The following is a 15631-nucleotide window of genomic DNA, read 5'->3' as shown; positions in this document are numbered from 1 at the left end:
ATGGGGCTTTTTATTCAACCCAACTGGCCCCTTTTTAAACCGGTGCCTGGCCCGTTTTTATCCCGGTGTTGACACCGTTCCAGACATCACCAACAAACAGGTGCAGATCAATACGGTCGAGCCCAATCTCGGGCCGCTCGATATTGAACGGCTTGTCACCTTTCCCGTTGAAACGGCGATGGCAGGGATCCCGGGTCTGGAAAGCTCGCGCTCGATTTCGCGCAACGGCTTCAGCCAGGTAACTGTGATCTTCGAGGATCACACCGATCTCTATTTTGCGCGTCAGCAGGTGGCCGAGCGGCTCAATCAGGCCAAAGGAACCCTGCCCGAAGGGGTCGAGCCGCAAATGGGTCCGGTCTCAACCGGACTGGGCGAAGTGCTCATGTACATCGTCGATTTTGCCAAGCCCGGCAGCAAGGCCGCGCCCAAAGTCGCGGGCAAGCCCGGGTTCCAGCCCGATGGCTCCTATATGACTCCGTCTGGTGAAATTCTGACCGAAGAGGTGGCCAAACTCGGCTATTTGCGCACGGTTCAGGACTGGGTGATCCGCCCGCAGCTCAAGACCGTGTCAGGCGTTGCCGGGATCGATTCGATCGGTGGCTATGAGAAGCAGTTCGTTGTCCAGCCCGATGCATCCAAGCTCTCTACTTACGGCATCTCCTTCTCCGAATTGGCCGAAGCCCTTGAACGCGCCAACATCTCTGTCGGCGCTAACTTTGTCGAACGGGGCGGCGAAGCCTTCCTTGTCCGCGCCGATGGCCGCATCCGCTCGGTTGATGAAATCGGTCGCGCGACGGTCGCCAGCCGTGGTGGTGTCCCTGTCGCGGTTCGCGACGTTGCCACGGTCCAGATCGGCGGCGAACTGCGCACCGGCTCGGCTTCCGAAAACGGCAAGGAGATCGTTGTCGGAACCGCGCTCATGCTTGCCGATGGCAATAGCCGGGTCGTCGCTTCCGCAGTTGCAGATCGCCTTGAAGAGGTCGCCAAATCGCTCCCACCCGGCATTACGGTCAAGTCGGTTCTGGACCGCTCTCAGCTGGTCGATGCAACCATAGGCACGGTTGAAAAGAACCTGCTGGAAGGTGCATTTTTGGTCGCGATTGTGCTGTTTTGGCTGCTCGGAAACATCCGCGCGGCCATCATTGCCACGCTTGTCATCCCGATCTCGTTCCTGATCATGGGGACGGGCATGAACCTTACCCGCACATCGGGCAATCTGATGAGCCTGGGAGCACTCGATTTCGGTCTGATTGTCGATGGCTCGATTATCATCATCGAAAATTGCCTGAGGCGATTGGCCGAACGGCAACATCATGAAGGGCGACTGCTCAGTGTGAGCGAGCGGCTGCATGAGGTGTTCGAGGCATCGCGCGAGATGGTGAAGCCGACCCTTTACGGGCAGGCGATCATTTTCCTCGTGTTCGTGCCTCTGCTGACCTTCACCGGGGTCGAGGGTAAAACCTTTTCGCCGATGGCAATTACGGTCATGCTGGCATTGGCTGGCGCGTTCATCGCTTCACTGACGTTTGTGCCCGCAATGGTTGCGTTGCTGATCCGTGGCAAAGTCGCCGAGAAGGAAGTGCGGGCGATCGCATGGATGAAGGAGCGCTACGAGCCCGTGCTCAAGCGGGTGATTTATCGTCCCTGGCCGTGGATCGGCGCAGGAGCGGGTACTTTCGCCGCTGCGGGCCTGGTATTTTCGATGCTCGGCAGCGAGTTCATCCCAACGTTGGGCGAGGGCAATCTCGCCATGCAGGCGCTGCGTATCCCTTCGACCTCGCTGAACAAATCGCAGGAGATGCAACTCCAGGTTGAAAAGGCTGTCGCTTCCTTGCCGGAAGTCGCCTTCATCTATTCCAAGACCGGCACGGCGGAAGTTGCGAGCGATCCGATGCCGCCCAACGCTTCGGATACGTTCATCATCCTCAAGCCTCGGGAAACCTGGCCTGACGGTATCAGCACCAAGGACGATGTGATCGAACGGGTTGAGAAGAAGCTCGAACCACTCGTCGGCAACGCATTTGAAATCAGCCAGCCCATCCAGCTGCGCTTCAACGAGCTGATTGCCGGTGTGCGCGGTGACATCGCGATCAAGCTCTATGGTGACAATCTCGAGGAAATGGGCCGCGCGGCCCAGCAAGTGGCAGCGGTACTGAACACCGTCCCCGGCGCTGCCGACGTAAAGGTCGAGCAGACGGCTGGCTTCCCTGTCCTGGACGTCCAGTTCGACCGGGATGCCATCGCGCGATACGGACTGACCCTTCAGGATGTCAGCGATACCGTTTCCATAGCCCTCGGCGGCCGGGAGGCGGGAATCGTGTTTGAAGGGGACCGGCGTTACGATATCGTTGTCCGGCTTGACCGGGCAACGCGCGATGATCTCGACGCAGTAGGCGCGCTCCCTGTGTTGCTACCCGGCGAAGGCGGCGCGCGTGCATCGGTGCCTTTACGCGAGCTGGCAAAGTTCGGGTTCTCCGAAGGCTTGAACCAGGTCAGCCGTGAAAACGGCAAACGCCGTGTCGTCGTGCAGGCCAATGTGCGAGGCAATGATCTGGGCTCATTCGTTGCCGAGGCGCAGGAAAAGGTTGCAGCGCAGGTCAAACTTCCGACCGGCAGCTTCATCGAATGGGGCGGGCAGTTTGAGAACCTGCAAGCCGCGTCTGCACGGCTGTCTGTGGTGATCCCGATCATCTTCGCCGCCATCTTTGGCATTCTGTTTTTGGCATTGGGCGGCGTGCGTCAGGCGATTGCGGTCTATTCGGCAATTCCGCTGGCACTGGCGGGCGGCGTGTTCTCGCTGCTTCTGACCGGATTGCCCTTCTCGGTCTCTGCGGCTGTTGGCTTCATCGTTCTTTCGGGTGTGACAGTGCTGAACGGTTTGGTCGTGATGACCAGCATCAACACCCGCATCGACGCAGGCAAGCCGGTTGATATGGCGATCAGTGAAGGCGTGATGGAGCGCGTTCGTGCGGTCCTGATGACGGGCATCGTGCCGGCCATCGGCTTCGTGCCGATGGCACTCGCCACCGGCACGGGTGCCGAGGTGCAGAAGCCGCTCGCGATCGTCGTGATAGGCGGCTTGATCACCTCGACCTTGCTGACCCTGTTCGTCTTACCTGCCATCAGCCACTTGCTGCTGCGGGGACGCCACAAGCATCATGTCACCGGTGACTACGGCGATGTCGACACGTTCGGTGCTGAGTTGCCGGTCAAATGAGGATGTGGGCGGCCATGTCAGCGCGATGCGTCGGCCGCCCACTTCGAAGATCTGCTGGCCCGGATTTCCAGCGCTTCGCCTCGAGACAATTAAAGGATAGCTCGCATGACGGAAAAAGCGCAGTTCGATATTCCACTCGTCTTGCCCGGGGTGGCGGATGCTGCAGATGCCTGCGTCGAGCGTATCATCGGCCGCTTGAGACCGCGCGCTGGCGTCGATGAAGTCCACGTCTTGCCAGCAACGGCTGATCAGCCAGCGAAGCTGTGCATTGGCCTCGCCTCAAGATTTGTTCGCCAGACAACGCTAAGCCGGACATAGTGAGAACATCCTACGCGACGAGCTGCAACCTGCCGCTCGGGTCGTGAAGGGCTCGGTACCCGCCACCGTCGCTGAATGACGCATCCTCCCACAGGTAGTCGCCAGTCAGGCCGATATGCGACCAACCCAGCGGCGAGACGTGCGCCAGTAGTGCCTCGTCGATCTCTGCCCCGGAGTAGCGAATGTGATCGGCGGCGCGGCCGAGATAGAGGGTGTTCCAGTATGCAATGGCGGCGATGAGCAGGTTGAGGCCAGACGCTCGGTATTGCTGGTTCTCCAAGGTACGGTCCGTGAAGCGTCCCTGCCGATTGGTGTAGATTGCATCAGCCAGGGCGTGCCGGGCCTCTCCCTTGTTCAATCCGGCTTGGCAGGCGCGGCGCAATTCGGGCTGTTCCAGCCAGTCGAGTGTGAACAGCGTCCGTTCGATGCGACCGAGTTCGCGAAGGGCAAGATCGAGCTTGTTCTGCCGACGATAGGCGGAAAGCTTGCGCAGTATGACTGACGGAGCGACCGTGCCCTCACGGATCGATGCCGCCATGCGGACCAGGTCGTCCCACTCTGCCTCGATCGCGCCGACTTTGATCGCTTGGCCGAACAGACATTCGATTCCTTTGTAGGCTGAGTTCGCTGCAATGGCACCAAACCGTCGATCGGCTAGGTCGCGCATCCGCGGGACGAAACGGAAGCCCAGCAGGTGACACAAGCCAAAGACGTGATCGGAGGCGCCGCCGGTATCGGTATACAGCTCCTGCAGTGGCAATTCACGGGCGCCAAGCAACAGGCCGTCGAGCACGTACGGTGCCTCACTTGCGGTGGCAGACATGATGCGCGAACTGAACGAAGCGAAATGGTCGGACAGGTGCGAGTAGATCTTGATGCCAGGCTTGTGATCGTATTTGGCGTTGATCTCGGCTGCGCCTGACCGAATTCGGCCGGTGCGGAAGAACTGACCATCAGATGATGCGCTGACACCTTCTCCCCAGTTGCGCGCGAACGGCAGCCGGTGATGTTCGCGCACGATCTGGGCCAAGGCGGCCTCGTAGTTTTCGGGCGAGATATACCAGTTCTGGGTCCAGGCGAGCTGTGCGTAGGTCACGCCCTGACTCGCGTTGGCCATACGTTCGACGCCGAGGTTTGTGCCATCTGCTAGAATGGCAGCGAGGATGGCATGGGGTTTGTCGTGCTCCTTGCCCGAGCGGACATCCCGAAATGCCGCGAGGAAGCCGGTGCGCTCAGCAACCTCGAAAAGGAGCTCGGTTATCCTGACGCGCGGGAGTAGCGCATCGAGCCTGCGGTCCAGAACTTCCGCGTCCGGCGGAGTTGCCGCCTGCAGCGGCACAACCTTCAGCTTGTCGCGAACGAGCGCAACACCAGACAGGCGTCCGGTCCGCAGCTGGTGTGCGAAGTGCCGCAAGCGCTGATCAAGTTCGGCACTTTTCTCAGCCAGATATTCCCTAGAGTTCACGTTGATCGGCAAGTCAGCTATTGCCGATTGTGCGGCTTTGCGGGGGAGCAGATAGGCATCGAATCGCTGGTAGGCGCGTGTTCCTTCGACCCAGACATCGCCGGCCCGCAGCTTGTCGCGAAGAGTTGCCAGGACCGCCGTCTCGTAGCGCGCGCGGCTGACTTTTCCTCCCTCAGTTATAAGCTTGGGCCACTGCCGATTGGCAAAGGGCATGGGCGGATTTTCCGGCAGATGCGCGCCGCGACTACTGTTCGTCTGCTTAAGGAGGTCGATAGCTGAAAGTAGGTTCGTACCGCTGCCCGAGGCCTTGAACGTGAACGTGTCGAGGAAGCTGCCGGAAAACCGACGCAGTGTCGCGTACCGTTCGGTCGCCAGGACCAAAGTGTCCACTTGTGCGAGATCAGCCAAGGCATCGACGTGGGGACGCGCGGCCATCAAGCGATGCCAGCCCACCATCTCATCGATCAGGATCAGCGGATCGCGGCCAGTTTCCTCTGCCATGTCCAATGCCGCGATAGTTGCTCCGAACAGTCGCATGAGCTTGCCGACCGACGGTGCCGTGTCCTGATAACGTCGTTCCTGGCCCCGCTTGGCACGGGTGAACAGCCCGCCAATCAGACGCTCGAACATTAGAATCGCGGCATCGGCAAGCCTGACCTCAAGATTGACCACTGCAGCCGCCAGCGTCGCCCTGCGGCGATTGAGGGAATAGTCGGCAAGCAGAAACGGCGGGGCCACACTGCCTTCACGCACGAACTGGCCGAAGCGGAAGCCTGTCGCCGCCAAGCTGATCCCAGGATCGATCCCGAGCTGCCGTATATACCGCAGGCGTTTGAGCAGCGCGTTCATGTTCTTGGTCGACGGCGACCCCGGCATGTCGCGGAGCCATGCGAGCGGGGTCATGCCCAGGGCAGGGTCGTTGATCAGGAGCGCGTCAAGCAACTCCAACGTTGTGCCGTCCAACTCGGCGACGATCTCTGTCGCCGCGCGCTTGCGGGCGCGGGCCCGTCCGGCGAGCCCGGACCGTTCGAGGGTGTCCGGAAGCGGCAAGATGAACCGATCCGCCTTGAGGCTGTCCATCAAGGATCGAGCAATCGTCTCGCCGCGGTCGCTCCGCATGGCTGCCCGGGCTGCAAGTTCGATGGCATGGGCGATGTCGCCGCGCGCGAATGGTTGGAGGCCAAGGTATTCGGCCGCAGTCGAGCTATGATCGGTTCGCGTCTGCGCGCGTTGCCCATATGTCTCGAATACATGCGGCGAGAGTTCTAGGCTCAGGACCTATTAATTTGCTTGCGGAATGCTCAATAGGTTGATTCAATGGCGGCGCGAGGAGGCGTTGGCATGAGTGACCTGATCTGGTTGTCGAAGGCGCAGATGCGCCGGATCGAGCCGTATTTTCCTTTGTCGCACGGGGTTCCGCGGGTCGATGATCGGCGGATCATCAGCGGGATCATCTTCGTGATCCGCAATGGTCTGCGATGGCGCGATGCGCCTGCGGCATACGGCCCGCCCAAGACGATCTACAACCGGTTCATCCGTTGGAGCCGCATGGGCGTGTTCAACCGGATTTTCTCGGCACTGGCCGCCAAGGGGGGCAAACCGGACCAGTTGATGATCGATGCCACCCATCTCAAGGCGCACCGCACGGCGGCCAGTCTGCTCAAAAAGGGGCTGTTCCCCGACGTATCGGACGCACCAAGGGCGGCCTGAACTCCAAGCTCCATGCCGTTTGCGATGACAAGGGCCGGCCGCTGATCATGCTGCTCAGCGAAGGACAGATGAGCGACTACAAGGGCGCGGCGCTGATGATCGACGCCTTGCCCAGGGCCAAAGCACTGTTGGCTGATCGAGGCTACGATGCCGACTGGTTCCGCGCCGCGCTGACCGAGCGCGGCATTACGCCCTGCATCCCGTCAAAGGCCAACCGCAAGGTCCCGATCCCCCACGACACAGTGCTCTACCGCCAACGTCACAGGATCGAAAACATGTTCGGCAAACTCAAGGACTGGCGCCGCATTCACACCCGCTACGACCGATGCGCCCACACCTTCATGTCCGCCATCTGCATCGCCGCAACCGTCATCTTCTGGCTCAATCAATGAGTCCTGAGCCTAGCTGAACAGCCAGGTAGTTGAGTACGGCCTCCGGGACGTCCGAGTTGACCCGCAGACCGAAACCAGGGTGTCGCAACAGCGCGAGGTGTGCAGCAATGCCGAGCCGATTGACGGCGCCTCGCCGCTTTCCGATGATGTCCAGATCTTCGGACGCCAGAGTGTAGTTTCTGATGATCGAAAAGTGGTCGGTTCGTGGCAGGAAAAGCCGTTCGCGCTCGTCCCGCGTCAGCAGATTGCGCCGCGCCATGATGCACCTCACCTGATTCGGGATGACCCCCATTCGGTCAGGCTAGACCCGCGCGGCGAGGCAGGCATGCATAAAGGACTCCGGTGTGTTCGCCATTTGTCCGGCTTAGCGTTATCTGGCGAACAGACCTTGAGGTGCCCCCAAAATCACACCCAGCTCACAATGAACCCGGCTGCGGTGGTTTCCTTGGCCGCTAGTCCTGCATCCTCGAAGGCGTTGGGCGAGGAAATAGCTGCGGCGCGAGGCTATCGCGCGCAGGCCAAGGCCGCCAATACCCTGCGCGCTTACACCAGCGACTGGAACCAGTTCGAAGGCTGGTGCGACGCGCGCGGGCTCGAACCGCTGCCCGCCCGGCCCGAGGCGGTCGCAACCTGGCTGGCCGCGCTCGCGATGGACGGCAAAGCCGACAGCACAATTGGCCGACATCTCGCCGCGATCGGATGGAAGCACCGTCAGGATGGGCTGGTCGCGCCAGTTCAGCGAGACGAACGCATGGTCATCGCTGATACGCTCGCGGGGATCCGCCGCGGGGCCAGAGCGCGGCCCAGCGCCCGCAAGGCCGCGATCACCGCCAGCGATTTGGCGAAGATGATCGCGGCGGCGGACGGACAGGGCACGCGCGCGATCCGCGACCGGGCGATCCTGGCGCTGGGCCTGGCGGCCGCGCTGCGCCGGTCGGAACTGGTCGCGCTCGAGTGGCGCGATGTGGTAATGGTGGACAAGGGCCTGAAACTGACGCTGCGCCACTCCAAGACCGACCAGGAGGGGGAGGGGCAGGTGATCGCGGTGCCCTCGGGCAAGACACTCAAACCCGTTGAACGGCTCAAGGTGTGGTTGGCGGTGCGCGGTAGCGGCGCAGGACCGCTGTTCTATCGGATCGACCCGCAGGGGCGGCTGACCGACAGGCGCATGTCGGACCGCTCGATCGCGCGGCTGATCCAGAAATACGCGGGGCTCGTTGGGCTCGATCCGGAGAGCGTGGGAGGACATTCGTTGCGGGCCGGGTTCCTCACCGAAGCTTCCCGCACCGGAGCAACTATAGCCAAGATGCAGGAGGTGTCGCGGCACAAGAAAGTCGAAGTGCTGCTGGGCTATGTTCGGTCAGCTGAGCTGTTTGATGCCCATGCGGGGGGCGGGTTCTTATAATAGCAGAAATTCGAACCTGCCCGTGCAAGTATGAGTCCCTCCTCCGCTACCATCCCCTTTTCCGGAAGCTTCCACAGACTTCCGGATTCTTCCAGAAAATCGCAGAATTGCTAGGGGTTGCGGGTGATTCGCGTCCATGTTCAGCCGAGCGCTTCCGCATGCAGCCAGATTTGGCGTGGGGGTATTTAGCAGGGTATCCGATCTCGTCCATGACCAGTAGGTCGAAATGATCGTGCTCCAGCTTCGTCAGTGACGTGCTCCCCAGATTGTTACCGTTCAGAGGTAGAGTCTCGCTCCTTCTTGATCCGGCGCCCTAAGTCGAAGTGATGTCGGTAGACTCCGGGACGCCGGATCACTCCTTGGCAATGCAGAATCTAGATGACGCCAAAGGCTGTCATGGCAGCTGCTACACGCTCAAACCCTGCGATATTTGCGCCCAGAACATAGTCGCCAGGGGCGCCGTATTCCTCGGCGGTCTCGGCACAGGTATCATGAATGTTGCGCATGATGGCGGCGAGGCGTTCCTCGGTTTTCTCGAAGCTCCAGCTATCGCGCGAGGCATTCTGCTGCATTTCCAGGGCTGAAGTCGCAACTCCGCCGGCATTGGCCGCCTTGCCAGGTCCAAACAGCACTCCCGCGCCCTGGAATTCGCGGACGGCATCGGGCGTACAAGGCATGTTTGCCCCTTCGCCCACAGCAACCACCCCGTTCTTGACCAATGCGCGCGCATCCTTGCCGGTCAACTCGTTCTGCGTGGCCGATGGCATGGCAACATCGCACGGAACATCCCAGATCGAACCGCCCTCAATGTAATGGGTGTCGTTGCCTTTCCTGCGCGCATATTGCGAGATCCGTTCGCGGCGAATCTCCTTGATCTCTTTGACCAGATCGAGATCGATGCCGCTTTCATCGACAATGTAGCCATTGGAGTCCGAGCAGGCGATGACAATGCCGCCGAACTGCCGGATCTTTTCAATCGTGTAGATCGCCACGTTGCCGGAACCCGACACCACGCATTTGCGGCCGTCGAAATCCATGCCCTTGGTGGCAAGCATGCTTGAGACGAAATAGGTCGCGCCGAACCCCGTGGCTTCGGTGCGGGCACGCGAGCCGCCATAGACCAGTCCCTTGCCGGTCAGCACCCCGGCTTCGTACCGATTGGTCAGGCGCTTGAACTGGCCAAAGAGGTAACCGATCTCGCGCCCGCCAACGCCGATATCGCCAGCCGGCACATCGGTGTATTCGCCCAGATGTCGTTGCAATTCAGTCATGAATGACTGGCAAAAACGCATGACCTCGCCTTCAGAGCGTCCACGCGGATTAAAATCCGAGCCGCCCTTGCCACCACCAATCGGCAGTCCTGTAAGCGCATTCTTGAAGATCTGCTCGAACCCAAGGAACTTGATGATCCCGAGGTTGACCGAAGGGTGGAACCGCAGGCCACCCTTGTAGGGGCCGAGCGCGGAGTTGAATTGCACGCGAAAGCCACGATTGATCTGCACCTGGCCCTGATCGTCAACCCAGGGCACGCGGAAAATGATCTGACGTTCAGGCTCGCACAGACGCTCTATCAGGGCATGATCGGCATAATAGGGCTTCTTGGCGATCACGCGCCCGAGACTTTCCAGCACCTCGATGACGGCTTGGTGAAACTCTGTTTCGCCGGCATTGCGGCGCAGCACCTCGGCGAGGATGGGTTCAAGCTTTTCGTCAATCTTGGTCATTGAAATTTCCTGGCTCCGACGCTGGGGTGGGCTTCTGCTTGCGTCGTGCATAAGCGAGAGTGACCGACTTTTCGATAGACGTGCTACCGTGCTGGCAATTGTGGTCGTGCTGACGGAGCCATGCAGTGCTTTTTAAACGTTTTTTGGTCTTTGGTTGCGCCCTTCTTGCGGCTGTTGTTTCTGGTGCTTTTCTCCCTGCGGCTTGGGCCGTCTCCGTCTTCGCAATTTCGGGGGTCTTGGCGCTGATCGGTCTGTTTGACCTCGCACAGCCGGTCCATTCGATCCGACGCAATTACCCGATCATTGGTCGTATGCGCTGGTTTTTCGAGGATATTCGTCCGGAGATACGCCAGTATCTGATCGAGGATGACCATGAGCAGCTGCCCTTTTCCCGCAGTCAGCGGTCACTGGTCTACGCGAGGTCGAAGAACGAAAGCAGCGAGCGCGCATTTGGCACCCAGCTTGATGTCTATGAAAGCGGCTATGAATTTATCGGGCATTCGAACCGCCCGGTTCCCCCCGGTGATCCCGCCACGTTCCGCGTCGACATTGGCGGCGGCGATTGTAAGCAACCCTACCGGGCATCCATCCTGAACATCTCGGCGATGAGCTTCGGATCGCTGAGTGCCAACGCCATTCTTGCACTGAACCAGGGCGCAAAGCTGGGAAGCTTTGCCCATGACACCGGCGAGGGGAGTATCAGTCCGCACCACAGACACCATGGCGGCGATCTGATCTGGGAAATCGGCAGCGGGTATTTTGGCTGCAGGAACGCCGATGGTGGCTTTGACCCACGAGCCTTTGAGGAGAAAGCCACAGATCCGCAGGTCAGGATGATCGAGATCAAGCTCAGCCAGGGTGCCAAACCTGGCCACGGCGGAATTCTGCCGGCCAGCAAGATCACAGAAGAGATTGCCCAGACCCGCGGTGTGCCAATGGGCCAGGACTGCGTTTCTCCCGCCCGGCACAGTGCCTTTTCCACGCCGAACGAGATGATGGCCTTTATCGCGGAGCTCAGGCAGCTTTCCGGCGGCAAGCCTGTCGGGTTCAAGCTGTGCATTGGTCAGCCGTGGGAATTCATGGGTATGGTCAAGGCCATGATGGACACAGGCATCCTGCCCGATTTCGTCGTGGTCGATGGCGCAGAAGGCGGGACAGGCGCGTCGCCTCTCGAGTTTTCTGATCATCTCGGCATGCCCATGCGGGAAGGCCTGCTCTTTGTGCACAACACCTTGGTCGGCACGGGCCTGCGCGACAGGATCAGGATCGGCGCTGCGGGAAAGATAGTCAGCGCCTTCGACATCGCTGCGACGCGCGCCCTGGGTGCGGACTGGGTAAATGCCGCGCGAGGGTTCATGTTCGCCCTCGGGTGCATTCAATCGCTGTCCTGCAATACCAACCGTTGTCCCGTCGGCGTCGCGACGCAGGATCCGCTGCTCCAGCGCGCCCTGGTGGTACCCGAAAAGGCCGAACGCGTGTTTAATTTTCACAGGAATACGCTGCATGCGCTGGCGGAAATGCTGGCCGCCGCAGGCCTCGATCATCCCAGCCAGATCGGTCCGCATCACTTGGTGCGTCGGGTCAGTCAGACCGAGGTCCGCCTGTTTTCGCAACTTCATACCTTCCTGGCCGAACGAGAATTGCTAAGCGGAAGCTGTCACTCCAGTTTCTACAAGAACGTGTGGGACATAGCTCGTGCCGACAGCTTCGAGTTGTTGTGACATCTTTTTCGGCGCGGCGTGAAGCCTGGATAATTGATAGTCCGGCCATTGGGTTCACGTATGTCAAATCAAGCTGGCCCATCGACTTTGCAGTGGAATGAAGGAAGGCCGAAGGCAGGGATAGGAATCGGATTTCTGAGCCCGCAACAGGAGGTTGAAAGCTCTCGGAAGACTTCCCCTGGAGCAACTGCTATCGGGCCGAGATGAGAAGACTGTTTCACGGCGCGGGCAAGGCCGATTTCGCGATTGATTTTGGCACGGCCAATACGCGGGTGGTGTCGGCTGATGGCGGTGTCCTGTTCGATGAGCCGTCGCTCTGCTGCTTCGCGGGGCGCGTCGATGCCGGTGAACTGGTCACTGCCGGAGCTACCGTCGGCCCCATGCAGGAGCGTACACCCGGAGACCTGCGCATCGTGCGCCCCCTGCATCGCGGAGTGCTTTGCGATATCGCGGCGGCCCGCGACTATCTGGCCTATGCCGTGCGATCGAGCGTCGGCCAGCGCAGGCTCCGCTCCTTTCGCGCAATCATCGGAGTGCCAGCCGATGCAACCAACGCAGAGCGCAGCGCGCTGCTCACCGCGGCAAACGATGCCGGTCTGGGGGCTGTCGAATTGTTGACGGAACCTTTGGCTGCCGCGTGGGGAGCAGGCCTTCAGGTCGATCATCCCCGCGGCTCCATGATCGTGGAATGCGGTGCCGGCACGACGGAGGCGGCCGTCCTGTCGCTGGGCGGAACCTGCGCGACTGCATCCCTACGCGGCGGAGGCGATGCGCTTGATCGCGCGATTGCCGATCATCTCCATTTTCAGCACAAGTTTCTCATCGGCATGAACACTGCTGAACACGCGAAACGCGACATCGTCAGGATGCTCCAGGAACAGGCAGCCCCTGGCGCCACGATCCGGTTCAAGGGGCGCGACCTCGTGAACGGATTGCCCGCAGCCCTGGAACCGCCGATAGGTGATCTGCTTCCCGTGGTGGAAAAGCATGTTGCCGGCATCACCAGGATGGTTGTGAACCTGCTGGGCCAGATATCGCCCGAACTGAGCCGTGATATCCACGATGACGGCATTGTCCTGACCGGCGGCAGTGCAGTCATCAATCTTGTCCGGCCGGCATTGGCCCAGGCCACCGGGCTGCATGTCGCCCTTGCTCCGGACAACGCTTATTGCGTGGCAAATGGCCTGCAAAAGGCGCTCTTGCACTGATCGGGGCGTGACACTTGGTTTGACTTGAGGGTCGCTTGCGGCCATCATCGTGCCATGTTCCGGTTTGCCACACGTCAGCGTCAGCGCTGCCATGCGAGTTCGCTTCTCGTGGGCCAATAGCCCCGGACAGCGAGAGCTACGTCCGGCGCAGTCCGGGGCAAAACCGATCATCCCCCTTTATATCGCGCTTTTCCAGCGCACCGCGCCTGCATGACCGGCGCTGACGGAGATCACCATGACCACTCATCGCAAGGCCCAGGCGCGGCCAGCAATCCAGATTCGCGAAACTGACGCTGAACGCATCAGCAACCTTGCCATCGAGGCGGAAGATCGACTGCCGCAGGTGGCCGAACTGCTGCTCGCCGAGATCAACCGCGCCACGATTGTGGAGGATTCTCGGCTGCCGCAGAATGTCGTCGCCCTTCAATCAACGGTAAAATTTTTGGATGAAGCGAGTGGCATTGAGCGCACGCTACAACTCGTCTACCCTCAGCATGCCGACATTGCAGCGGGACGAATCTCGATCCTGTCACTGGTTGGCGCTGGCTTGCTCGGCCTGAAACCTGGACAGTCGATCTCATGGCCCGATCGTGCCGGAAAGCAGCGGGCCTTGCGGATCATGGAAGTAAATCAAAGATAGTATCGATAACGGCGCATTGCCAAACACCGTCATTGCCCCCCACAAGCGCAACCGAAGGCCTTCATGCGAAGCCGAAACTGCAACCGATGTTCGGGTGGGGTGACCCCACCCGAACGTTCGCCTGGCTCAGCGAAAATTTCTGCGCTGCACGATGTTGACGTTCCCGAGCAGGATCACGGCGCCCACGAAGGCGATGATCAGTCCGGTGAGCGAAAACTCCTGTATACTGCCGCTGATGCCGAGCAGTGGCCCGGCAACCGCGTTGCCGATCGGCGAGCCGATGCAGACCACAACGATATTCCAGAAAATGCCTATCGAGGCATCGCGGTTCATTACCAGCCTGGCCAGCCAGCCGGCGATACCGCCCACGATCAGTGCTATGATCCAACACGTTTTCTCTTCCTGCAGAAGCAGACCGTTGACTGCGGTCGTGGTCAGCAGCCCAGTGTAAAGAGGGGTGTTGAAAGCGCCGATGCCGAGCGTGCCCAGCACGAGCACCGGTTTCCATGCCTCTTTGAGGCGGGCCATATCACGTCGCAGATATGGCCAGGCAAATGGCAACAGCAGGAGCAACGCCAGACTCCAGCGTCAGAAAGCGAGTGCGACGGGCGGGATTAAATCGCGTGCGCCTCGCCCTACGATTGAGTGTCCCCGCCCAAAACAACGCCGTGAGTTTCAGCAGCAGGTAGGGTCTTTCCCAGATCCAACCAATCGTAAGGACAAAAATGAAAGGCCGTTACGAAGGGCATCCGGGTTATGGCAGGATCAAGGTTGCAGCGAATTAGGGTGCGAAACATCTGTCGAAGGGCACTTGTCATGTTGCCTTTCGTTTTGCCGCATGCATCTCTGCGCGGGAAAGCAACGCATCGAGATCTTCTCGGCTGATGTCGAAGATTTCGTGCATATCTTCAAGTGCGGCATCAATGTCGGCAAGATGCAGGCCTGCATCGGGTGCTGGTAAGGGTCGATGCGGGTAGGAATGGCTTGTCAGCCTGTGAAATAGCAGGCCGACCATTACCAGAGTTACCGAATTGATGCCGACCGGCAGCAACGCAAATCCAAATCCCGCGGTATGGATTGCGTCTGAGCCGATCACGGCGGTCAGAGCTGATGCGCCCCCGGGAGGGTGCAGGCAACGCAGTAACGACATGATCAATATGGCGGCTCCCACAGCAATGCTGGCGGCAAGCTCCATATTCGGGATTGCCTGGTAAATCACGACGCCGATCATGGTTGAAACGATGTTGCCGCCAATGACTGGCCATGGTTGCGCCATCGGACTGGACGGGACGGTAAACACCAAGACAGCCGACGCTCCCAAAGGCGCGACGACCAATGGGAAATCCGACCCATGAAGCGGCAGCGTCGAACATACCAGTATAGAGAAGGCTATGCTGAACGATGCGCCAAAACAGGCCAGCAGTCGGTCGCCGCTGCGGACACCCGCTAGAATGGGCTTGAACAGTCGCAAGCCAGTTCATCCTTTTTCAGTCATGTGAAATGCTGCCCGAGCCCAGCCTTTGGCTACAACGGAACGGGCCTTGATGATGCAAGCCCGGGACCGAGAGCGGACCCGGGCTTGCCATTCTGGTGCTGTAGGCTTTCAGGCTGCGAGCAATTCGTCTGCCGGGCCGAAGAACTCGTAATGGATCCGGTCCGATCGCACGCCTGCCAATGACAGGGCCGACACGGCGTGGCGAAGAAACGGACGAGGTCCGCAGATGTAGTAATCGGCGTCAACCGCCGGGGTGTTTGCGATCAGCCACTCGTCGGTAATGATCCCGGCATGATCGTAATCGCGTCCAGCCACTTCATCTGCCTGCGGCGTCTG

Annotated in this window: 12 protein-coding genes and 1 pseudogene; 7 read left to right on the top strand and 6 right to left on the bottom strand. The window is 60.2% G+C overall.

Annotation, left to right across the window (positions count from 1 at the left end; all coding sequences use genetic code 11):
* Nucleotides 1-3217, top strand: a 3217-nt coding sequence (locus tag K5Q19_RS04435) for a CusA/CzcA family heavy metal efflux RND transporter (RefSeq protein WP_292941595.1), incomplete at its 5' end; no start/stop codon positions are given.
* A gap of 105 nt (nt 3218-3322) precedes the next feature.
* Nucleotides 3323-3535, top strand: coding sequence for a hypothetical protein (locus tag K5Q19_RS04430; RefSeq protein WP_082739427.1), 213 nt, complete (start codon nt 3323-3325; stop codon nt 3533-3535).
* Between the two features lie 10 nt (nt 3536-3545).
* Here K5Q19_RS04430 and K5Q19_RS04425 read toward each other — a convergent pair whose 3' ends face one another.
* A complete protein-coding gene (locus tag K5Q19_RS04425; RefSeq protein WP_292941598.1) occupies nt 3546-6275 on the bottom strand; it encodes a Tn3 family transposase in 2730 nt (909 codons plus the stop codon).
* Nucleotides 6276-6341: 66 nt separating this feature from the next.
* Between K5Q19_RS04425 and K5Q19_RS04420 the strand changes: the two genes are divergently transcribed.
* Nucleotides 6342-7102 (top strand): IS5 family transposase gene (locus K5Q19_RS04420; protein WP_292941592.1). Its coding sequence is split into 2 segments (ribosomal slippage): nt 6342-6675 and nt 6675-7102, totalling 762 coding nucleotides; the frame shifts between segments, so codons are not numbered across the junction.
* On the opposite strand, the gene K5Q19_RS04415 is transcribed toward K5Q19_RS04420, so the two are convergent.
* Nucleotides 7092-7361, bottom strand: a complete 270-nt coding sequence (locus K5Q19_RS04415; protein ID WP_292941590.1) for a DUF4158 domain-containing protein — start codon at nt 7359-7361, stop codon at nt 7092-7094. The two genes, K5Q19_RS04420 and K5Q19_RS04415, sit on opposite strands and share 11 nt — an antisense overlap.
* A 186-nt stretch (nt 7362-7547) precedes the next feature.
* Here K5Q19_RS04415 and K5Q19_RS04410 point away from each other — a divergent pair, with 186 nt between their 5' ends.
* Entirely contained in the window at nt 7548-8507 is a 960-nt protein-coding gene (locus K5Q19_RS04410; RefSeq protein WP_231729294.1) for a tyrosine-type recombinase/integrase, read from the top strand.
* Between the two features lie 374 nt (nt 8508-8881).
* Here K5Q19_RS04410 and gdhA read toward each other — a convergent pair whose 3' ends face one another.
* On the bottom strand, nt 8882-10231 hold the full coding sequence (gene gdhA, locus K5Q19_RS04405; RefSeq protein ID WP_066213555.1) for an NADP-specific glutamate dehydrogenase: 1350 nt from the start codon (nt 10229-10231) through the stop codon (nt 8882-8884).
* 125 nt (nt 10232-10356) lie between these two features.
* On the opposite strand from gdhA, the gene K5Q19_RS04400 reads away from it, so the two are divergent.
* From K5Q19_RS04400 to rnk, 3 genes are all read left to right on the top strand, one after another.
* Nucleotides 10357-11952 (top strand): FMN-binding glutamate synthase family protein, encoded by a 1596-nt coding sequence (locus tag K5Q19_RS04400; protein ID WP_066213558.1) that lies wholly within the window; start codon nt 10357-10359, stop codon nt 11950-11952.
* A 203-nt stretch (nt 11953-12155) separates the two neighbouring features.
* Nucleotides 12156-13160, top strand: a complete 1005-nt coding sequence (locus tag K5Q19_RS04395; protein ID WP_066213562.1) for a rod shape-determining protein — start codon at nt 12156-12158, stop codon at nt 13158-13160.
* 235 nt (nt 13161-13395) lie between these two features.
* On the top strand, nt 13396-13800 hold the full coding sequence (gene rnk, locus K5Q19_RS04390) for a nucleoside diphosphate kinase regulator (protein WP_066213573.1): 405 nt from the start codon (nt 13396-13398) through the stop codon (nt 13798-13800).
* 126 nt (nt 13801-13926) lie between these two features.
* Here the strand turns inward: rnk and K5Q19_RS04385 are convergent, their stop codons facing one another.
* The 3 genes and pseudogenes from K5Q19_RS04385 to K5Q19_RS04375 form a co-directional block, all read right to left on the bottom strand.
* On the bottom strand, nt 13927-14133 hold the full coding sequence (locus K5Q19_RS04385) for a GlsB/YeaQ/YmgE family stress response membrane protein (RefSeq protein WP_066213593.1): 207 nt from the start codon (nt 14131-14133) through the stop codon (nt 13927-13929).
* 481 nt (nt 14134-14614) lie between these two features.
* Nucleotides 14615-15271, bottom strand: coding sequence for an HPP family protein (locus tag K5Q19_RS04380; protein WP_082739426.1), 657 nt, complete (start codon nt 15269-15271; stop codon nt 14615-14617).
* 132 nt (nt 15272-15403) lie between these two features.
* A pseudogene (locus K5Q19_RS04375) lies at nt 15404-15631 on the bottom strand (nitric oxide dioxygenase); the annotation flags it as partial.

The sequence above is a fragment of the Novosphingobium sp. genome (genome assembly GCF_019748365.1).
Lineage (GTDB): Bacteria > Pseudomonadota > Alphaproteobacteria > Sphingomonadales > Sphingomonadaceae > Novosphingobium.
The sequence above is the reverse complement of the archived record's forward strand: the minus strand, read 5'-3'. Positions and strand labels throughout refer to the sequence as shown.

Coding starts and splice junctions, on each gene's coding strand:
- K5Q19_RS04430 (WP_082739427.1), top strand. CDS start 3,323: ATGACGGAAAAAGCGCAGTTCGATATTCCACTCGTCTTGCCCGGGGTG.
- K5Q19_RS04415 (WP_292941590.1), bottom strand. CDS start 7,361: ATGGCGCGGCGCAATCTGCTGACGCGGGACGAGCGCGAACGGCTTTTC.
- gdhA (WP_066213555.1), bottom strand. CDS start 10,231: ATGACCAAGATTGACGAAAAGCTTGAACCCATCCTCGCCGAGGTGCTG.
- K5Q19_RS04395 (WP_066213562.1), top strand. CDS start 12,156: ATGAGAAGACTGTTTCACGGCGCGGGCAAGGCCGATTTCGCGATTGAT.
- rnk (WP_066213573.1), top strand. CDS start 13,396: ATGACCACTCATCGCAAGGCCCAGGCGCGGCCAGCAATCCAGATTCGC.
- K5Q19_RS04385 (WP_066213593.1), bottom strand. CDS start 14,133: ATGAACCGCGATGCCTCGATAGGCATTTTCTGGAATATCGTTGTGGTC.